Source organism: Streptomyces avidinii, from assembly GCF_045161815.1.
Lineage (GTDB): Bacteria > Actinomycetota > Actinomycetes > Streptomycetales > Streptomycetaceae > Streptomyces > Streptomyces avidinii.
In genome coordinates this window covers 3,420,965-3,436,857 of sequence record NZ_CP108863.1, presented here as the reverse complement: position 1 = coordinate 3,436,857, position 15,893 = coordinate 3,420,965, and the positions used below count along the sequence as shown (strand labels likewise).

Sequence of the window (15,893 nt, the reverse complement as noted above, 5' to 3'; positions counted from 1 at the left end):
CGGAGGAGAACTCTGTGACCTCGAAGCCGTCCACGCCCGATTCCGACGGGCCCAAGACCGAGACCACCCTGACGACCCGGATCCGGATCAACATCCCCGGTTCGCGGCCGATCCCGCCGGTGGTCGTGCGCAAGGCGATGGGCACCAACTCGGGCCCGGCCGGTGACGGGACGCAGGCCGCCCCCGAGTCGAAGGCCGCTCCGGCGGCCGGGCCGCCGCTCGCGCAGCGGCGGGGGCCGCAGCCGACCCGCATCGAGGCCGCGCCGGAGCCGGAGCGTGCCCAGCCGTCGGCGCCCGCCCCGGCCGGGGCCGAGGAGCCGGCCAGCAACTGGTTCGCCCCGCGCAAGCCGGCCGCCCAGACACCGGCCCCCGCCGCGGCCCCGATGCCTGCCGCCCAGCGGCCGTTGCCCACCCGGACGCCGTCCCCGACGCCGACCCCGACGCCCACCCCGCCGCCGGCCGGGCCCGGCGCGGGCTACGCCGCGCCGCCGCGCACCCAGGCCCCGCCGGTGCCCGCGCCGGACGCCGCCTTCGCGCCGCCGCGCAACTCGCCGCCGCCGGTGACGGACTACGGCCAGGGCTTCGCCCAGGCCCCCGCGCCCGCCCCCACGGCCCCGCGGCCCGGCGGCCCGGGCGTCGGCGCGACCCAGGGCTTCCCCGCGTACGGGAACGACATGGTCGACTCCGGCCCCGTCACCGAGGCCTTCCCGGCCTACGGCGGCGGCCCCGCCGGACCCACCGGCGGCCCCGGCTTCGGGACCGGCCCCGGCGGCGGCCCGGCCGGCGCGCCCGGTTTCGACGAGGCTCCGCAGTGGCCCGGCCCCGACCTGGACGGCCCGCTGCCCACCCCGGTACCGGCGCCCGCGCCGGCCTCCTCTCGCTCCGGGTCCGCGCAGCGGAAGGCCACTGCCAAGGCCGCCAAGCCCGCAAAGAAGGGCCGCTCCAAGCTGGTCCTGCTCGGCGGCGCCCTCTTCGGCCTCGTCGGCGTGGCCTACGGCGCCGGGCTGCTCCTGAACCACTCCGACGTCCCCAAGGGCACCACCGTGCTCGGCGTCGACATCAGCGGCAGCCGTGACGAGGCCGTCTCCAAGCTCCAGACGGCCTTCGGCACCCGCGCCGGCGCCCCGATCCGGCTCAGCGTGGGCGGCAAGCCGGTCGAGCTGAAGCCCGACAAGGCCGGCCTGACCCTGGACGCCCAGACCACCGTCCGCAACGCGGCCGGCAGCGACTACAACCCGATCACGGTCATCGGCTCGCTCCTCGGCAACGAGCGCGTCGCCGAACCCGTGATGCCGACCGACGAGGAGAAGCTCCAGGTCGCGCTCCAGGAGCTCGCGGGCACGGCCGGATCGGTCACCGAGGCCACGATCAAGTTCGACACCGGGAAGGCCGTCGCCGTCCCCGGCGCCCCCGGCACCACGCTGGACGTGGACGCCTCCGTCCAGCTGGTGGTCAAGGCCTTCAAGGACCAGGTCGCCACCGGCAAGGCGGCCGTGGCCGAACTGCCGACCACCACCAAGCCGCCGTCCGTCGGCCAGGCCGAACTGGACCGGGCCATGAAGGAGTTCGCCGAGCCCGCGATGTCCGCCAACGCCGTCGTCAAGGTGGGCCCCAAGTCCATCGCGTTCGGCAGCAAGTCCCTGCCGAAGTTCCTCAGCATGTCGCCCGTGGACGGCCGCATGACGGAGAAGTTCGACCTGGAGGCGCTGAAGGCGACCTACGGGAACACCTTCGACGGGATCCTGATCACCCGCGGCACCGGTGACAAGACGGCCGTCACCCCGCAGGACATCGCCGGCGCCCTCGGCAAGGCGCTGCGCGGCAAGACCACGGCCGAGCGCACCGTGGTCGTCGACACCAACCCCAGCTAGGCCGTCTCTTCCGGATCTTGCCGGGTCCGCGACGCCCGGTGCCGCACCTCGCCGCACTGCCGGGGCAACCGAGTACGTCCAGTACACGGCAGCCCCGGCAGCACGCCGAGGCACGGCACCGGACGACGCGGACCTGACCGACAAGATCCGAAAGAGACGACCTGGCCGTCCCAGGCCGTCTCGGACCGGCCAGTGCCCCCGCCCGGATCCGGGCGGGGCACTGTCACGTCCGCCGCACGACGCCGGTCATCCGGTACGCACGAGGCCGGAGCGGCCCCGGCGGAGCCCCGGTCAGTTCAGCAGGGCGCGGGCGGAGGCGGCCTCCGCGTGGATGCGGGCCGCCGCGTCGGCGTCCACCGCGGACACCACCCCGGCGTACGCGTCCAGCTCGGCCGCCCCCTCCCGGAAGGAACCCCGTTCCACCAGCAGCCGCGCCCGCTCGTACCGCAGCGCCGCCGGATGCGAGGGCAGCAGCAGCGACAGCTCCACCGCCCACAGAGCCACCCCCGACTGCTCGGGGCGGGCCGCGGCCCACGCCCGGATGTTGGCCAGGATCCGCAGCACGATGTCCAGCGTCCGGGCCGGCTCGCGCGGCCCCGACGCCAGCTCCGCCGGCCCGGTGCCCAGGGAGGCGCCGCCCGCGAACGGGTCCACCACCACGCCCTCCTCCGGGTCGCCGAAGCCCACCACGAAGTGCCCCGGCAGCCCCAGCCCGTACACCGGCGCCCCGGCCCGGCGGGCCACCTCCAGCCACACCACCGACAGCAGGATCGGCAGCCCGCGCCGCCGCCTCAGTACCTCGTGCAGCAGCGAGGACGACAGCCGGTCGTAGTCCGCCGGGGTGCCGTGGAACCCGAGGCGCCCGCCCAGCAGTTCCGTCACCGCGTTCGCCCACGCCCGCCCGCCGCGCAGCCCGTACGGCAGCATCCCGGCCAGCCGGTCCAGTTCGATCTGCGCCCAGTCCATGGCCCGCTCGTCCAGCTCCGGATCGCCCTCGGCGGCCAGCAGCAGGCACAGCAGCGCCAGGTCGGGCCGCTCGGCGCGGGCCTCGGCCGCGAACTGCTCCCGCCGGGCCGCCGGACTCACGCCGCCGCCCGGTAGTGGTGGTACGTGTGGTGCGTGGCGAAGCCCAGCCCGTCGTACAGCGCCAGCGCCCCCGGATTGTCCGTCTCGACCTGGAGCCACGCCGCCGACGCGCCCTCCTCCAGCGCCCGCCGGGCCAGCGCGGCCATCACCGCCGTCGCCAGGCCCTCCCGGCGGTGCGCGGGATCGACCGTCACCGCCGCGAAGCCGGCCCACCGGCCGTCCACCACGCACCGTCCGACGGCCCGGCCGCCGGGCAGCGCCGCGAACCACACCGACGGCCCCTCCACCAGCATCCGCCGGGCCAGGTCCGGGTCGCTCACCTTCCCGTAGCGCCCGAGCCAGTCCTCGTCCGGGGCACGGGTCAGACGTACGGCCTCGGCCGCGGGCGCGTCCACGTCGCCCACCGGCGCCAGCGCGCCGATCCGTACCTCCGCCGACACCTCGGACACCCAGCCGCGCCGCTCCAGCTCCGCAGCGAGCATCTCCTGGGTGCCGGCGGCCCCCGTCGCGACCTGCACATAGGCCGGAAGGGATCGTTCCGCATACCAGGCGGTCACTCGAGCGAGTGCATCGTCCAGCGGTATGCCCGGGTCGCCGACCGGCAGGACGGAGTTGGCCCGCCGGGTGAAACCGGCGGCCGCCCGCAGCGTCCACCCGCCCAGCTGCTCGCTCTCCAGCGGCTGCCAGGCCCGCGCCGCGACCCTCGACAGCTCCTCGAAGGAGGCCGCGGGACCCCGCCGCCGGGCCGGCGCCGGAGGCACGATCTTGCCCGCCACCAGCGAGGATTCCGCGATACGGACGGACTGTCCGTTCTTCTTTGTGATCAGCAGCACACCCTGGTCCCAGGATGTGAGAACCCCGACCGTGTCCGTGAACTCGGGTGATCCGCTCAGTCCGGCCTCCACCCGTCGTACAGAGACTCGTTTACCCACGTCAGCCGGGGTGATTCGGACCTCCAGCAGCCCTCCGGCAGTGATTTCCACAGCTCTGTCCGCCCCTCCTGTTCGGATCGTGCCCGGGAACGGAGATACTAGGTGCGGGCATCGACGACGCCGCGCTCCCGCGCGATATGGAAAGCCCTACCGAGGAGGAACGAGAGCGTGACCTACGTCATCGCGGAGCCTTGTGTCGACGTCAAGGACAAGGCATGCATCGAAGAGTGCCCCGTCGACTGCATCTACGAGGGCCAGCGGTCCTTGTACATCCACCCGGACGAGTGCGTCGACTGTGGCGCGTGTGAGCCGGTCTGCCCGGTCGAGGCCATCTTCTACGAGGACGACACTCCGGAAGAGTGGAAGGACTACTACAAGGCGAACGTCGAGTTCTTCGACGAGCTCGGTTCGCCCGGTGGTGCCTCCAAGCTGGGCCTGATCGAGCGCGACCACCCCTTCGTCGCGGCGCTGCCCGCCGGTATCAACGGCGAGCACTGACCCTTACGTCAGACGCGCCCCTCGGTCCCGTACGGCCTTCCCGCCGCACGGGACCGACGTGTTTTCCGGCACCCGTACACACCAGCACTCAGAGAGAGCAGAGACCACCGTGGCCGCAGTATCCGACCGTCTTCCCGCCTTCCCCTGGGACAAGCTGGAGCCGTACAAGGCCACGGCGGCGGCCCACGCGGACGGCATCGTCGACCTGTCGGTCGGCACGCCCGTGGACCCGGTCCCGCAGCTGATCCGGCGCGCCCTGATCGAGGCGGCCGACTCCCCGGGCTACCCGACGGTGTGGGGCACGGTCGCCCTGCGCGACGCGATCACCGGCTGGGTGCGCGGACGCCTCGGGGCGAGCGCCGCCGAGCACCGCAACGTCCTGCCGGTCGTCGGATCCAAGGAGCTGGTGGCCTGGCTGCCGACCCAGCTGGGCCTGGGCGCCGGCGACAAGGTCGCCTACCCCCGGCTCGCCTACCCGACGTACGAGGTCGGCGCGCGGCTGTGCGGCGCCGAGGCCGTCGTCTACGACGACCCGACCCGGCTCGACCCGGCCGGCGTGAAGCTGCTGTGGCTCAACTCCCCGTCCAACCCCACGGGCAAGGTCCTCGCCAAGGAGGAGCTCGTCCGGATCGTGGCCTGGGCGCGCGAGCACGGGATCCTGCTCTTCAGCGACGAGTGCTACCTGGAGCTGGGCTGGGAGGCCGAGCCCGTCTCCGTACTCCACGACGACGTGTGCGGAGGCTCGTACGAGGGCATCGTCGCGGTCCACTCCCTCTCCAAGCGCTCCAACCTGGCCGGCTACCGGGCCGCCTTCGTCGCCGGTGACGCGGACGTGCTGGGTGAGCTGCTGGAGATCCGCAAGCACGGCGGCATGATGACCCCCGCCCCGGTGCAGGCGGCCACCGTCGCAGCGCTCGGCGACGACGCCCACGTCGAGGAGCAGCGCGAGCGCTACGCGGCCCGCCGCGCGGCCCTGCGCGCGGCCCTGGAGGCACACGGCTTCCGGGTCGAGCACAGCGAGGCCAGCCTCTACCTCTGGGTCACCCGCGACGAGCCCTGCTGGGACACCGTCGCCCACCTCGCGGGCCTGGGCATCCTGGTCGCGCCGGGCGACTTCTACGGCGAGGCGGGCGCGCGGTTCGTGCGGGTGGCCTTCACCGCCACCGACGAGCGCGTGGAGGCGGCGGTCAAGCGCCTCGGCTGACCGGCCGGCCCGTGCGGCGCAAACGCCCGAGGGGGCCGGGAGTTCGCACTCCCGGCCCCCTCGGCGCTTACTGCGGCGTCAGCCGACCGGCGGCAGGCCACCGGGCAGTCCCGCCGGCAGGACACCGGACGTCGGCAGCGAGGAGACCGGCAGCTCCTGCGCCGCGGGCAGCCCGCCGAGCAGGCCCTGCGCGGTGCCGGCCACGTCGGCCGCGGGGGCCGGCAGGGTCTTGGTGGCGCCACCCACGGCGTCCGTGGCCGCGTCCGTGGTCGCGGCGCCGTCCGCGGCGGTGAGCTGGCCCAGCTGCGGCACGGACTCCAGACCGGCGGCACTGGCCGCGCCGGCCGCACCGACCACGGGCGCTGCCCCGGCTGCGATCAGCAGCGCGGCACGGGCGATCCGACGGGTCAGGGGGAGAGACATGTTGCTCCTAAGCGGTAGCGGCTGAGTACGCCCTGCTAACCGCTTCCGGGGCGGGTGGAGTTGCGGTGCCGGTGGGTAAAGGATCGGTAACGCATCGTTTAATCGGCTTCCGCGAAAAGCGCACTGGATGCGCGCCGACCTGGGGTTCCGTCCGAATCCGGGATCGGTGACCCGCTACACGGATCCCCCCGCAGGGGTGATCACTCGCACGTGAGGCCGGGCGCCCCCGGCGCGTGCCCCGGGCGGAGCGGATCAGCGGGCCATGAAGATCCGTACCTCGCCCGGCCGCGCGCCGTACGGATCCTCCTCGCCGTTCTTGGCCCCCGCCCCGTCCATGTCCTGCCACCGTCCCCGGTCCTGCCCGCCGATCCAGCCGTGCCGGTCGTACGACACCCGGGAGATGCCCATCGCCTTCGCGTTGGCCACCGCCCAGTGGGCCATGGCCCGGCTGCGGCGGACCACGGCCTCATCGCCGCCCTTCTTCTCCACCAGGGTGACCTCGGCCTCCGGGGCCGCCTGGCCCCCGCCGCTGTTCCGGCCGGCCTGGCCGCCCTGCGGGGGGAGCGTGTGCATCCCGTCCTTGCCGAAGATCCGGATCAGGTCGGCCCGTACCCGCTCCGGGTCGCCCGGCCCCGCCGGCGCGGGCCCGCCGCAGTTCAGGGTGCCGCCGCCGGCGAAGGCCGCCGTCAGCACCGTCGCGTCCGGCTCGTGCTTCGCGTACGCCTGCGGGAACCCGCTGCGCTGCACCTTCTGCGCGGCCACCGTCAGCGGAAGCCGCGAGTACCCCTCCACGTCCACGAGGTGGTCGTAGAAGATTCCGGCCGAATAGACCGGGTCCGTGATCTGCTCCGGGGTGCCCCAGCCCATCGAGGGCCGCTGCTGGAACAGGCCCAGCGAGTCCCGGTCGCCGTGGTCGAGGTTGCGCAGCGCGGACTCCTGCATGGCGGTCGCCAGCGCGATGGTCACGGCCCGGTCCGGCAGGCCCTTGGCGACGCCGACGGCCGCTATCGTCGCCGCGTTCGCCGCCTGCTCCGGAGACATTTCGTATGATTCGGAGGTTCCGTCCTCACCGACCGGATCCGCGCTGGCCACGCAGAACGGGGCACCGCCACCACCGTTCGAATCACGCTGCACGGCGAAGTAGCCGGCCACCGCAAGGAGAACGAACAGGCCGACGGCCGCCCGGAGCAGCCGGCGGCGGCGACGAGGACGGGGTTCACGGGTCTCGGACACGCGGCCCACCGTACTTGAGCCATATGACGCGTCCACCGGCCGGACGTACGAGGCTTTGCCGCAGCCCGGGGCGTTAGGGTCAGGTCCATGTCCGAATCCGAGCTGGACCTCACCCAGGACGCCGCCGAGCTGACCGCCCGGCTCGTCGACATTCCGTCCGTGAGCGGCGACGAGAAGGTACTCGCCGACCTCGTGGAACACGCGTTGCGCGGCTTGGCGCACCTCACCGTGGACCGCTTCGGCAACAACGTCGTCGCCCGCACGAACCTCGGCCGCGGCGAGCGCGTCGTACTCGCCGGCCACCTCGACACCGTGCCGATCGCCGACAACGTCCCCTCCCGCCTCGACGAGAACGACGTGCTGTGGGGCTGCGGCACCACCGACATGAAGTCCGGTGTCGCCGTGCAGCTGCGCATCGCCGCGACCGTGCCCGAGCCGAACCGGGACCTCACCTTCGTCTTCTACGACCAGGAGGAGGTAGCCGCCGACCTCAACGGCCTCGGCAAGGTCGCAGGCGCCCACCCCGACTGGCTGACGGGCGACTTCGCGGTCCTGCTGGAACCCTCGAACGCCGAGGTCGAGGGCGGCTGCCAGGGCACCCTGCGTGTGCTGCTGCGCACCGCCGGCGAGCGCGCCCACTCCGCCCGCAGCTGGATGGGCTCCAACGCCATCCACTCGGCGAGCCCGATCCTGGCCAAGCTCGCCGCGTACGAGCCGCGCAAGCCGGTCATCGACGGCCTGGAGTACCACGAGGGCCTCAACGCGGTGCGCATCGAGGGCGGCGTCGCCAACAACGTCATCCCCGACGCGTGCACGGTGACGGTCAACTTCCGCTACGCCCCCGACCGCACCGAGGCCGAGGCCCTGGCCCACGTACGGGAGGTGTTCGCGGACTGCGACATCGCCGAGTTCGTGGTCGACGACTCCTCGGGCGGCGCCCTCCCGGGCCTGTCCCACCCGGCGGCCGCGGCCTTCATGGAGGCGGTCGGCGGCCGGGCGATGCCCAAGTTCGGCTGGACGGACGTCTCCCGCTTCAGCGCCCTCGGCGTTCCGGCGGTCAACTACGGCCCGGGCGACGCCCTGCTGGCGCACAAGGTCGACGAACGCGTCGAGACGAAGGCGATCCTGCACTGCGAGGAACGACTTCGCGCCTGGCTGACCTCCTGAATTCCGCTTCTCGTCACCTTTGTGCGCCTACCCTGATCCAACGATCAGCAGGAGGGAGCACAGCATGGGCAACCACGGCAGTCCCGAGGGTTCCGCTCGTCGTCGGCCCGAGGAGCAGCAGCTCGGGCCGGTGCTGAGGAGGCGCAGTCAGGTGCAGGCGGGCAGTACGACGGACCAGCGGCTGCTGGATTCCGCCGGGCCCTCCGAGTGGGTGCACACCGATCCCTGGCGGGTCCTGCGCATCCAGTCGGAGTTCATCGAGGGCTTCGGCACGCTCGCCGAGCTGCCGCCCGCGATCAGCGTGTTCGGCTCGGCCCGCACACCTGAGGGCTCGCCCGAGTACGACGCGGGCGTACGGATCGGCAGCGCGCTGGTCGACGCCGGCTTCGCCGTGATCACCGGTGGCGGTCCGGGAGCCATGGAGGCGGCCAACCGGGGTGCCCGCGAGGCGAACGGCATCTCGGTCGGTCTCGGCATCGAGCTCCCCTTCGAGCAGGGGCTCAACCAGCACGTCGATCTCGGGCTGAACTTCCGGTACTTCTTCGTCCGCAAGACGATGTTCGTGAAGTACAGCCAGGGCTTCGTGGTCCTGCCGGGCGGCCTGGGCACCCTGGACGAGCTGTTCGAGGCGCTGACCCTGGTGCAGACCCAGAAGATCACCCGCTTCCCGATCGTGCTGTTCGGCACGGAGTACTGGAGCGGCCTGATCGACTGGCTCAAGGGCACGGTCATCGCCCAGGGCAAGGCCTCGGAGAAGGACCTCTACCTGTTCCACGTCACGGACGACGTGGACGAGGCGATCGCGCTGGTGACGAAGGAAGTCGGCAAGTAGCACCCCCGGCCCGGGCCGTATCCGGCCCGGGCCCCGACCCGGCACCGGAAGGCCCCCGGCCGCCCCGGCCTCGGGCCAGGCCGCGGCGGGCGACCGCCGGGGGCCGGTGGCCCTGGATCGAGCGGACCATGCCTCCTTCTCGACGCCGCGCTCGCGCGGTGCGGCGCCGGGGCGCCTCACCGGCTTCGGGCGGCTGCGCCGGCCTCCGGCCGTCGGGGCTTCAGGCCAGGCCGCGGCGGGCGACCGCCGGGGGTCGGTGGCCCTGGATCGAGCGGACCATGCCTCCTTCTCGACGCCGCGCTCGCGCGGTGCGGCGCCGGGGCGCCTCACCGGCTTCGGGCGGCTGCGCCGGCCTCCGGCCGTCGGGGCTTCAGGCCAGGCCGCGGCGGGCGACCGCCGGGGGCCGGTGGCCCTGGATCGAGCGGACCATGTCCAGGATCTGCCGGGTCTCCTCGACTTCGTGGACGCGGTAGACCTGCGCGCCGAGCCAGGCCGAGACCGCCGTCGTGGCCAGGGTGCCCAGCAGGCGCTCCTTGACCGGCTTGTCGAGGGTCTCCCCGACGAAGTCCTTGTTGGACAGGGAGACCAGCACCGGCCACCCCGTCGCCGTCATCTCGTCCAGGCGGCGCGTGGCCTCCAGCGAGTGCCGGGTGTTCTTCCCGAAGTCGTGACCGGGGTCGATCATGATGGCGTCCCGGCGGACGCCCAGCGCCGCCGCCCGCTCCGCCAGCCCGACCGTCACGCGCAGGACGTCCTCCACGACGTCCTCGTACGCGATCCGGTGCGGCCGGGTGCGCGGTTCGACACCGCCCGCGTGGGTGCAGACCAGGCCCGCGCCGTAGCGGGCGGCGACCTCCGCCAGCTTCGGGTCCACGCCGCCCCAGGCGTCGTTGAGGACATCGGCGCCCGCCTCGCACACCGCCTCGCCGACCTCGTGCCGCCAGGTGTCCACACTGATCACGACGTCCGGGTGGCGGCGCCGGACCTCGGCCACGAAACCGACCGTGCGCCGCGCCTCCTCGGCCGCGTCCACGTGCTCGCCCGGGCCCGCCTTGACCCCGCCGATGTCGATGATCGCGGCACCCTCGGCGATCGCTTGTTCGACCCGGTCCAGCGCCGGCTCGTCGCGGAACGTCGCGCCCTGGTCGTAGAAGGAGTCCGGCGTCCGGTTCACGATGGCCATGATCACCGGCTCGTGGGTGTCGAACTCGCGCCTGCCCAGTCGCAGCATCCTGCTCTTTCCTCCTTCGGCGACCCTTGCGCCTCGCCAGCGACCTTAACCTGGTGGCCGGAGTCTCTCAGGGGAGTTGATCGTGTTCTTCTTCTTGATGATCGCGCTGGTCGTGGTCGTGGCAGCGGTCACCCTGGCGGTGATCGGCGGCGGCTCGGAGGCCGTCCTGCCGGAAGCGGAGCCGGACCGGGTGGCGGACGGGCTGCCGGAGACCCGGCCCGTGGTGCGGGCGGACATCGACGCGCTGCGACTGCCGGTCGCCCCGCGCGGGTACCGGATGGCCGAGGTGGACGACGTACTGGAACGGCTCGCGGCCGAACTGGCCGAGCGGGACGCGCGGATCGCGCAGCTGACGGCCGCGGCGGCGCCCGCGGACGCCGCCCCGGCGGACGCGCCCGGACACGTCGACCTCAGCAAGGGCGGTGAGCGGTGAGCGGTCCGGTGGCCGGCACGGACGGACTGCTGCGCTGCCCGTGGGGGCTGTCCACCCCGGACTACGTCGCCTACCACGACACCGAGTGGGGCCGGCCGGTCCACGGCGACGACGCCCTGTACGAGCGGCTGTGCCTGGAGGCCTTCCAGTCGGGGCTGTCGTGGCTGACGATCCTTCGGCGCCGCGAGGGGTTCCGCAAGGCCTTCCGCGACTTCTCGATCGCGGCGGTCGCGGAGTTCGACGACCGCGACGCCGAGCGGCTGCTGTCCGACGAGGGGATCATCCGCAACCGGGCCAAGATCGAGGCGACGCTGGCCAACGCGAAGGTCCTCGCCGGATGGGAGCAGGGGGAGCTGGACACCCTGATCTGGTCCCACGCCCCCGAGGAGCCGGGAGCTGCCCCGCCGACGGTCACCGAGGTCCCGGCGGTCACGCCGGAGTCCACGGCCCTCGCCAAGGCCCTGAAGAAGGCCGGCGTCCGCTTCGTCGGCCCCACGACGGCCTACGCCCTGATGCAGGCCTGCGGGCTGGTCAACGACCACCTGGCCGGCTGCGCCTTCCGCGACCCGGCCACGGCCTAGCCGGGCCGGGTCGCGGCGCGCGGTTCAGCGGCCGAGGTACTTCGGCGGCTGCTTCGCCAGGAAGGCCTGGACGGCGATGGCGTGGTCCTCGGAGGCCCCCGCACGGGTCTGGAGGGCGTCCTCGTGGGCCAGGGACTCGGAGAGCGAGTGGGAGGCCCCGTAGGCCAGGGACTCCTTCAGCGCGGCGTACGCGACCGTCGGGCCGGCGGCCAGGGTGCGGGCCACGGCCTCCGCCTCGGCGTGCAGGGACTCCGAGGGCACCAGACGGTTGACGATGCCGAGCTCGTACGCCTCCTGCGCCTTGATCGAACGCGGGAAGAGCAGCAGGTCCGAGGCGCGGGAGGCGCCGATCAGCCGGGGCAGGGTCCACGAGACCCCGGAGTCGGCGGTCAGCGCCACGCCGGCGAACGAGGTGTTGAAGGAGGCGGTGTCGGCGACGACCCGGAAGTCCGCCGCCAGCGCGAAGCCGAAGCCCGCTCCGGCCGCCACGCCGTTCACCCCGGCCACCACGGGCTTCGGCATCTCGGTGAGCGCCCGCACGATCGGGTTGTAGTGGTCGGCGACCGTGCTCATGGTCAGCGAGGAACCGGTCTCGCGGTCCGAGGCGAGGTTCCCGATGTGCTCCTTGAGGTCCTGGCCCACGCAGAAGGCCCGGTCGCCGGCCGCGGTGAGCAGGACGGCCCGTACCGCGTCGTCCGCGGCCGCCGCCCGGACCGCGTCGCGCAGGGCGACCTTGGCCTCGGTGTTCATCGCGTTCATCGCGTCCGGGCGGTTGATCGTGATGGTGGCGAGTCCGTCGGTCACTTCGTAGAGCACGCTGTCGGCCATGGCAGGGGGTCCCCCTTCGTCGCGGGCTTGGCTACCGGTCGGTACTGTCCGGTACAAAGGTCAGCATGGCGGACCGGACGTGGCACGCACATGTGATGTGCGTCAAAGAAAGCGCACGCCGCTTCCCGGGTGCGGCGGCGAAGTATCGCAGGCGGATCCCCGAAATGAGTGGTTTTGGCCGAGCGCGTTGCGCAAGCGTTCCCGGGCGATGTTGGTCATCGGGTCCTGACATGCGGGATAATGGCTGGGAAGCAATGTGTTCGATGCCGGGTACTAGGCGCCTGAATGGGGCCGTCGGCTGACGATGAGCTGGTTTCAGGAAGGGGAACGAGCATGGCGGCCATGAAGCCGCGGACGGGCGACGGCCCGCTCGAGGTCACCAAGGAGGGGCGGGGCATCGTCATGCGCGTACCGCTCGAGGGCGGCGGTCGGCTTGTCGTCGAGCTGACCCCTGATGAGGCGGACGCCCTGGGTGACGCCCTGAAGAAGGTCGTCGGCTGACCCCCCGGGGACACTGACAGCACTTCCACCTTCTGCGTTTCTGCATTCTCTGCGCTGCCCCGACCGCGATCCGCGGCCGGGGCAGCGTTGTGTCGTCCTCCCCGGACCCGAGCATTCCGGAGCCGTGCCGTGACCTTCGCCCCGCCCGCGCCGCCCGCCTTCGCCGACTGCACGCCCCGCCAGAAGGCCGCCCGGATCCTCTCCGACGTACTGGCCCCGGCGAACCTGGTGGTCGCGCTGCTGCTGCTCGTCGGATGGCACAGCACCAGATCCTGGGCCGGCCTCGGCTGGGGTCTGTTCGCCGCCCTGTTCTGCGGGGTGGTCCCGATCGGGATCATCGCCCTGGGCGTCCGCCGGGGCGCGCTCACCGACCAGCACATACGGGTGCGGCGCCAGCGGGTCGTCCCGATGGCCCTGAGCCTGGTCTCCGTCGTTGCCGGGATCGCCCTCCTGCACGTCCTGGGCGCCCCCCGGGAGGTGTTCGCGCTCGTCGTCGCGATGCTGGTGGGCCTCGTGTCCTCGCTGCTGGTCACGGTCGTCTGGCAGATATCGATCCACATGTCGGTGGCCGGCGGCACCGTGATGATCCTGATGCTGGTCCTCGGGGCCCCGGCGCTCCCCGCGGCCCTGGTCGCCGCCGCCGTGGGCTGGTCCCGGCTGGCGCTGAAGGCGCACACCCCGGCCCAGCTCCTCGCCGGCACCGCGCTCGGCGGCACGGCCGCCCTCACCTACGCCCTCCTGAGCTGATCCCGAGCCGATGACGGGACCCGCGGGCGGTCCCGGGTGCTCAGCGCGTCAGCGGCGCACGGCGCACAGCAGGCCGTCGCCCACCGGGAGCAGCGCGGCCTCCAGGGCGGGGCTCTCGCGGACGCTGCGCAGCAGCTCGCGGACGCGCAGCACCTCCACCGGCTGGGCCGCGGAGTCGACCGTACGGCCGTCGGAGAAGACCCCCTCGAAGCACACCAGTCCGCCGGGGCGCAGCAGCCGCAACGATTCGGCGAGGTAGTCGAGGGACTCGGAGGGGTCCCCGTCGCAGAAGACGAGGTCGTACCCGCCGTCGGCGAGCCGGGGCAGTACGTCCAGGGCGCGGCCCGGGATGAAGCGGGCGCGGTTGCCCGCGAAGCCGGCGGCGCGGAAGGCCTGGCGGGCGAAGGCCTGCCGGTCCGCCTCGGGATCCACGGTGGTCAGCACCCCGTCGGGGCGCATTCCGTGCAGGAGGTGGATGCCGGAGACGCCGGTTCCGGTGCCGATCTCGGCGACCGCCTTGGCGTCCGCGGTGGCGGCCAGCAGGCGCAGCGCGGCCCCGGTCCCGGGGGAGACGGACCTCAGGCCCGCTTCCCTGGACCGGTCACGGGCCCATCGCAGAGCGTCGTCCTCGGCGACAAACGCGTCGGCGAACGCCCAGCTCGTCTGCCGGTTGCCGGTAATGACCCTCTCCTGTCCCCATAGTTGGCGCAACGGTGACTGTATCCGTTGACGTCGGGAACCCGCAGATGGGACCGGGCGTTGTGCAGGGTGGAAGCGGGATCAGAAGGGACGCCGCCGGGCAGATCGACGGCGGGGACCGCTCCCGGGCCTAAGTCTCGCGTAAAGATACTGCAAAAACGCTTATCCGGAGCTGACAGAGGGGGTGGCTATGGTAGGGACTCCGCTGGACACCACCAGAGCCGATAGGGGAGGTGCGGCTGCGCCTGTGGATCGTGGGGGCGTATTGAGACGCCTCTTCTGGTCGGCCGGTGAGCCGAAATCCGTGACCTACATTGCTGACCGCTTCCACACCGCAGACACCGCAACCACCGCGAGCTTTGCCGCCGATGCGGGCTCCCAGGCGTGGACCCCTCCTTCGTGGGAGGAAATCGTCAGCACGCACAGCGCGCGGGTCTACCGCCTTGCCTACCGTCTGACAGGCAACCAGCACGACGCCGAGGACCTGACCCAGGAGGTCTTCGTCCGCGTCTTCCGCTCGCTGTCCACGTACACCCCGGGCACGTTCGAGGGCTGGCTGCACCGCATCACCACGAACCTCTTCCTGGACATGGTCCGCCGCAAGCAGCGGATCCGCTTCGACGCGCTCGGCGACGACGCCGCCGACCGGCTGCCGAGCCGTGAGCCGTCCCCCCAGCAGGTGCTGCACGACACGCACTTCGACGCGGACGTGCAGCAGGCGCTGGACACCCTCGCCCCCGAGTTCCGCGCCGCCGTGGTGCTGTGCGACATCGAGGGCCTGTCGTACGAGGAGATCGCCGCGACGCTCGGCGTGAAGCTCGGCACCGTGCGCAGCCGTATCCACCGGGGCCGGTCCCACCTGCGCAAGGCGCTCAAGCACCGGTCCCCCGAGGCCCGCGCCGAGCAGCGCGCGCTGGCCGGGGTGGCGATGGGTGCCCCCGGTGCCGGGGGAGAGGGCGGAGCCGAGTGAGCGAAGTCAGTCCGTCCCCCGCCGAACAGCACCTGGGCGACCGGCTCGCCGCACTCGTCGACGGTGAGCTGAAGCACGACGCCCGCGAGCGGGTCCTGGCCCACCTGGCGACCTGCGCCAAGTGCAAGGCCGAGGCCGATGCCCAGCGCCGTCTGAAGACCATGTTCGTCGAGAGCGCGCCGCCGCCGCTGTCCGCCGGGCTGCTGGCGCGGCTGCAGGGACTGCCGGGTGGCGGTCTCGACGACCCGTCCGGCCCCGCCGGTCCGACCGGCACCGCCACCGGCGACCCGTTCGACGCGTTCGCGTACGGGCTGCCGGTCGCCGCCCGTCCGCAGCAGCAGGAGGGTTTCCGTATCCACGAGGTGGGCCGTCCGCGCCGCCGGTTCGCCTTCGTGGCCGCCGGAGCCGTCTCGCTGGCCGCCCTCGCGCTCGGTGGCGCACTGCCGCTGGAGGCGGATCCGAACCTCCGTGGGGACTCACCGGCCCCGGCCTCCCGGCCCGGTCCCGCCCTGCCCGTGACCGATGCGGGCGCCCGTGACCGCCTGCCCACCCCGGCGGCGGTCCCGAGCCTCATGTCGGCCGTCGCGACCCCGCTGCCACCGCTCCAGCCCTCCCCGCAGATCCCGGCCCGTCCGGTCTCCCTGCTGCGCTGACGCG

General features: G+C 73.1%; 18 protein-coding genes. 11 read left to right on the top strand and 7 right to left on the bottom strand.

Translation table 11 applies throughout. The features are described 5' to 3' along the window. Nucleotides 1-14 precede the first annotated feature (14 nt). Nucleotides 15-1,871, top strand: coding sequence for a peptidoglycan binding domain-containing protein (locus OG373_RS14905; protein ID WP_405438753.1), 1,857 nt, complete (start codon nt 15-17; stop codon nt 1,869-1,871). Between the two features lie 291 nt (nt 1,872-2,162). Here the strand turns inward: OG373_RS14905 and OG373_RS14900 are convergent, their stop codons facing one another. Further along, nucleotides 2,163-2,957 carry a tetratricopeptide repeat protein gene (locus OG373_RS14900; protein WP_405438752.1) on the bottom strand — a complete coding sequence of 265 codons (795 nt, stop codon included), beginning with the start codon at nt 2,955-2,957 and terminating at the stop codon, nt 2,163-2,165. Then, complete coding sequence (locus OG373_RS14895) at nt 2,954-3,940, bottom strand: GNAT family N-acetyltransferase (protein ID WP_405438750.1); 987 nt, start codon at nt 3,938-3,940, stop codon at nt 2,954-2,956. The genes OG373_RS14900 and OG373_RS14895 overlap by 4 nt, the downstream gene beginning before the upstream one ends. A gap of 117 nt (nt 3,941-4,057) precedes the next feature. On the opposite strand from OG373_RS14895, the gene fdxA reads away from it, so the two are divergent. Continuing rightward, the gene (gene fdxA / locus OG373_RS14890; protein ID WP_030011906.1) at nt 4,058-4,387 is read left to right on the top strand and encodes a ferredoxin; all 330 of its coding nucleotides are present in this window, start codon (nt 4,058-4,060) and stop codon (nt 4,385-4,387) included. 109 nt (nt 4,388-4,496) lie between these two features. Then, entirely contained in the window at nt 4,497-5,591 is a 1,095-nt protein-coding gene (gene dapC, locus OG373_RS14885; RefSeq protein WP_405438748.1) for a succinyldiaminopimelate transaminase, read from the top strand. 78 nt (nt 5,592-5,669) lie between these two features. Here dapC and OG373_RS14880 read toward each other — a convergent pair whose 3' ends face one another. Beyond that, on the bottom strand, nt 5,670-6,014 hold the full coding sequence (locus OG373_RS14880) for an ATP-binding protein (RefSeq protein ID WP_397729229.1): 345 nt from the start codon (nt 6,012-6,014) through the stop codon (nt 5,670-5,672). 252 nt (nt 6,015-6,266) lie between these two features. Next, on the bottom strand, nt 6,267-7,247 hold the full coding sequence (locus OG373_RS14875) for a hypothetical protein (protein WP_405438746.1): 981 nt from the start codon (nt 7,245-7,247) through the stop codon (nt 6,267-6,269). An 87-nt stretch (nt 7,248-7,334) separates the two neighbouring features. Between OG373_RS14875 and dapE the strand changes: the two genes are divergently transcribed. Further along, nucleotides 7,335-8,414 carry a succinyl-diaminopimelate desuccinylase gene (dapE, locus tag OG373_RS14870; RefSeq protein ID WP_397729227.1) on the top strand — a complete coding sequence of 360 codons (1,080 nt, stop codon included), beginning with the start codon at nt 7,335-7,337 and terminating at the stop codon, nt 8,412-8,414. A 64-nt stretch (nt 8,415-8,478) separates the two neighbouring features. Continuing rightward, a complete protein-coding gene (locus tag OG373_RS14865; protein ID WP_397729225.1) occupies nt 8,479-9,246 on the top strand; it encodes a TIGR00730 family Rossman fold protein in 768 nt (255 codons plus the stop codon). 370 nt (nt 9,247-9,616) lie between these two features. Here OG373_RS14865 and folP read toward each other — a convergent pair whose 3' ends face one another. After that, the gene (folP, locus tag OG373_RS14860) at nt 9,617-10,477 is read right to left on the bottom strand and encodes a dihydropteroate synthase (RefSeq protein ID WP_405438744.1); all 861 of its coding nucleotides are present in this window, start codon (nt 10,475-10,477) and stop codon (nt 9,617-9,619) included. A gap of 76 nt (nt 10,478-10,553) precedes the next feature. On the opposite strand from folP, the gene OG373_RS14855 reads away from it, so the two are divergent. Both OG373_RS14855 and OG373_RS14850 read left to right on the top strand, forming a co-directional pair. Next, complete coding sequence (locus OG373_RS14855) at nt 10,554-10,910, top strand: DivIVA domain-containing protein (RefSeq protein WP_397729223.1); 357 nt, start codon at nt 10,554-10,556, stop codon at nt 10,908-10,910. Next, a complete protein-coding gene (locus tag OG373_RS14850; protein WP_405438742.1) occupies nt 10,907-11,491 on the top strand; it encodes a DNA-3-methyladenine glycosylase I in 585 nt (194 codons plus the stop codon). Before OG373_RS14855 ends, OG373_RS14850 begins: the two co-directional genes overlap by 4 nt. A gap of 24 nt (nt 11,492-11,515) precedes the next feature. Here the strand turns inward: OG373_RS14850 and OG373_RS14845 are convergent, their stop codons facing one another. Beyond that, nucleotides 11,516-12,319: an enoyl-CoA hydratase/isomerase family protein gene (locus tag OG373_RS14845; protein WP_405438741.1), complete on the bottom strand. Its 804-nt coding sequence runs from the start codon at nt 12,317-12,319 to the stop codon at nt 11,516-11,518. A gap of 333 nt (nt 12,320-12,652) precedes the next feature. Between OG373_RS14845 and OG373_RS14840 the strand changes: the two genes are divergently transcribed. Together OG373_RS14840 and OG373_RS14835 are read left to right on the top strand one after the other, a co-directional pair. After that, nucleotides 12,653-12,820: a DUF3117 domain-containing protein gene (locus OG373_RS14840; RefSeq protein ID WP_003966491.1), complete on the top strand. Its 168-nt coding sequence runs from the start codon at nt 12,653-12,655 to the stop codon at nt 12,818-12,820. A 129-nt stretch (nt 12,821-12,949) separates the two neighbouring features. After that, nucleotides 12,950-13,567 carry a hypothetical protein gene (locus tag OG373_RS14835; RefSeq protein WP_405438739.1) on the top strand — a complete coding sequence of 206 codons (618 nt, stop codon included), beginning with the start codon at nt 12,950-12,952 and terminating at the stop codon, nt 13,565-13,567. Between the two features lie 48 nt (nt 13,568-13,615). On the opposite strand, the gene OG373_RS14830 is transcribed toward OG373_RS14835, so the two are convergent. Further along, entirely contained in the window at nt 13,616-14,278 is a 663-nt protein-coding gene (locus tag OG373_RS14830) for an O-methyltransferase (protein WP_030385883.1), read from the bottom strand. A gap of 178 nt (nt 14,279-14,456) precedes the next feature. Between OG373_RS14830 and sigE the strand changes: the two genes are divergently transcribed. Both sigE and OG373_RS14820 read left to right on the top strand, forming a co-directional pair. Continuing rightward, a complete protein-coding gene (gene sigE, locus OG373_RS14825; RefSeq protein ID WP_398670029.1) occupies nt 14,457-15,236 on the top strand; it encodes an RNA polymerase sigma factor SigE in 780 nt (259 codons plus the stop codon). After that, complete coding sequence (locus OG373_RS14820) at nt 15,233-15,889, top strand: zf-HC2 domain-containing protein (protein ID WP_405438736.1); 657 nt, start codon at nt 15,233-15,235, stop codon at nt 15,887-15,889. The genes sigE and OG373_RS14820 overlap by 4 nt, the downstream gene beginning before the upstream one ends. Nucleotides 15,890-15,893 lie beyond the last annotated feature (4 nt).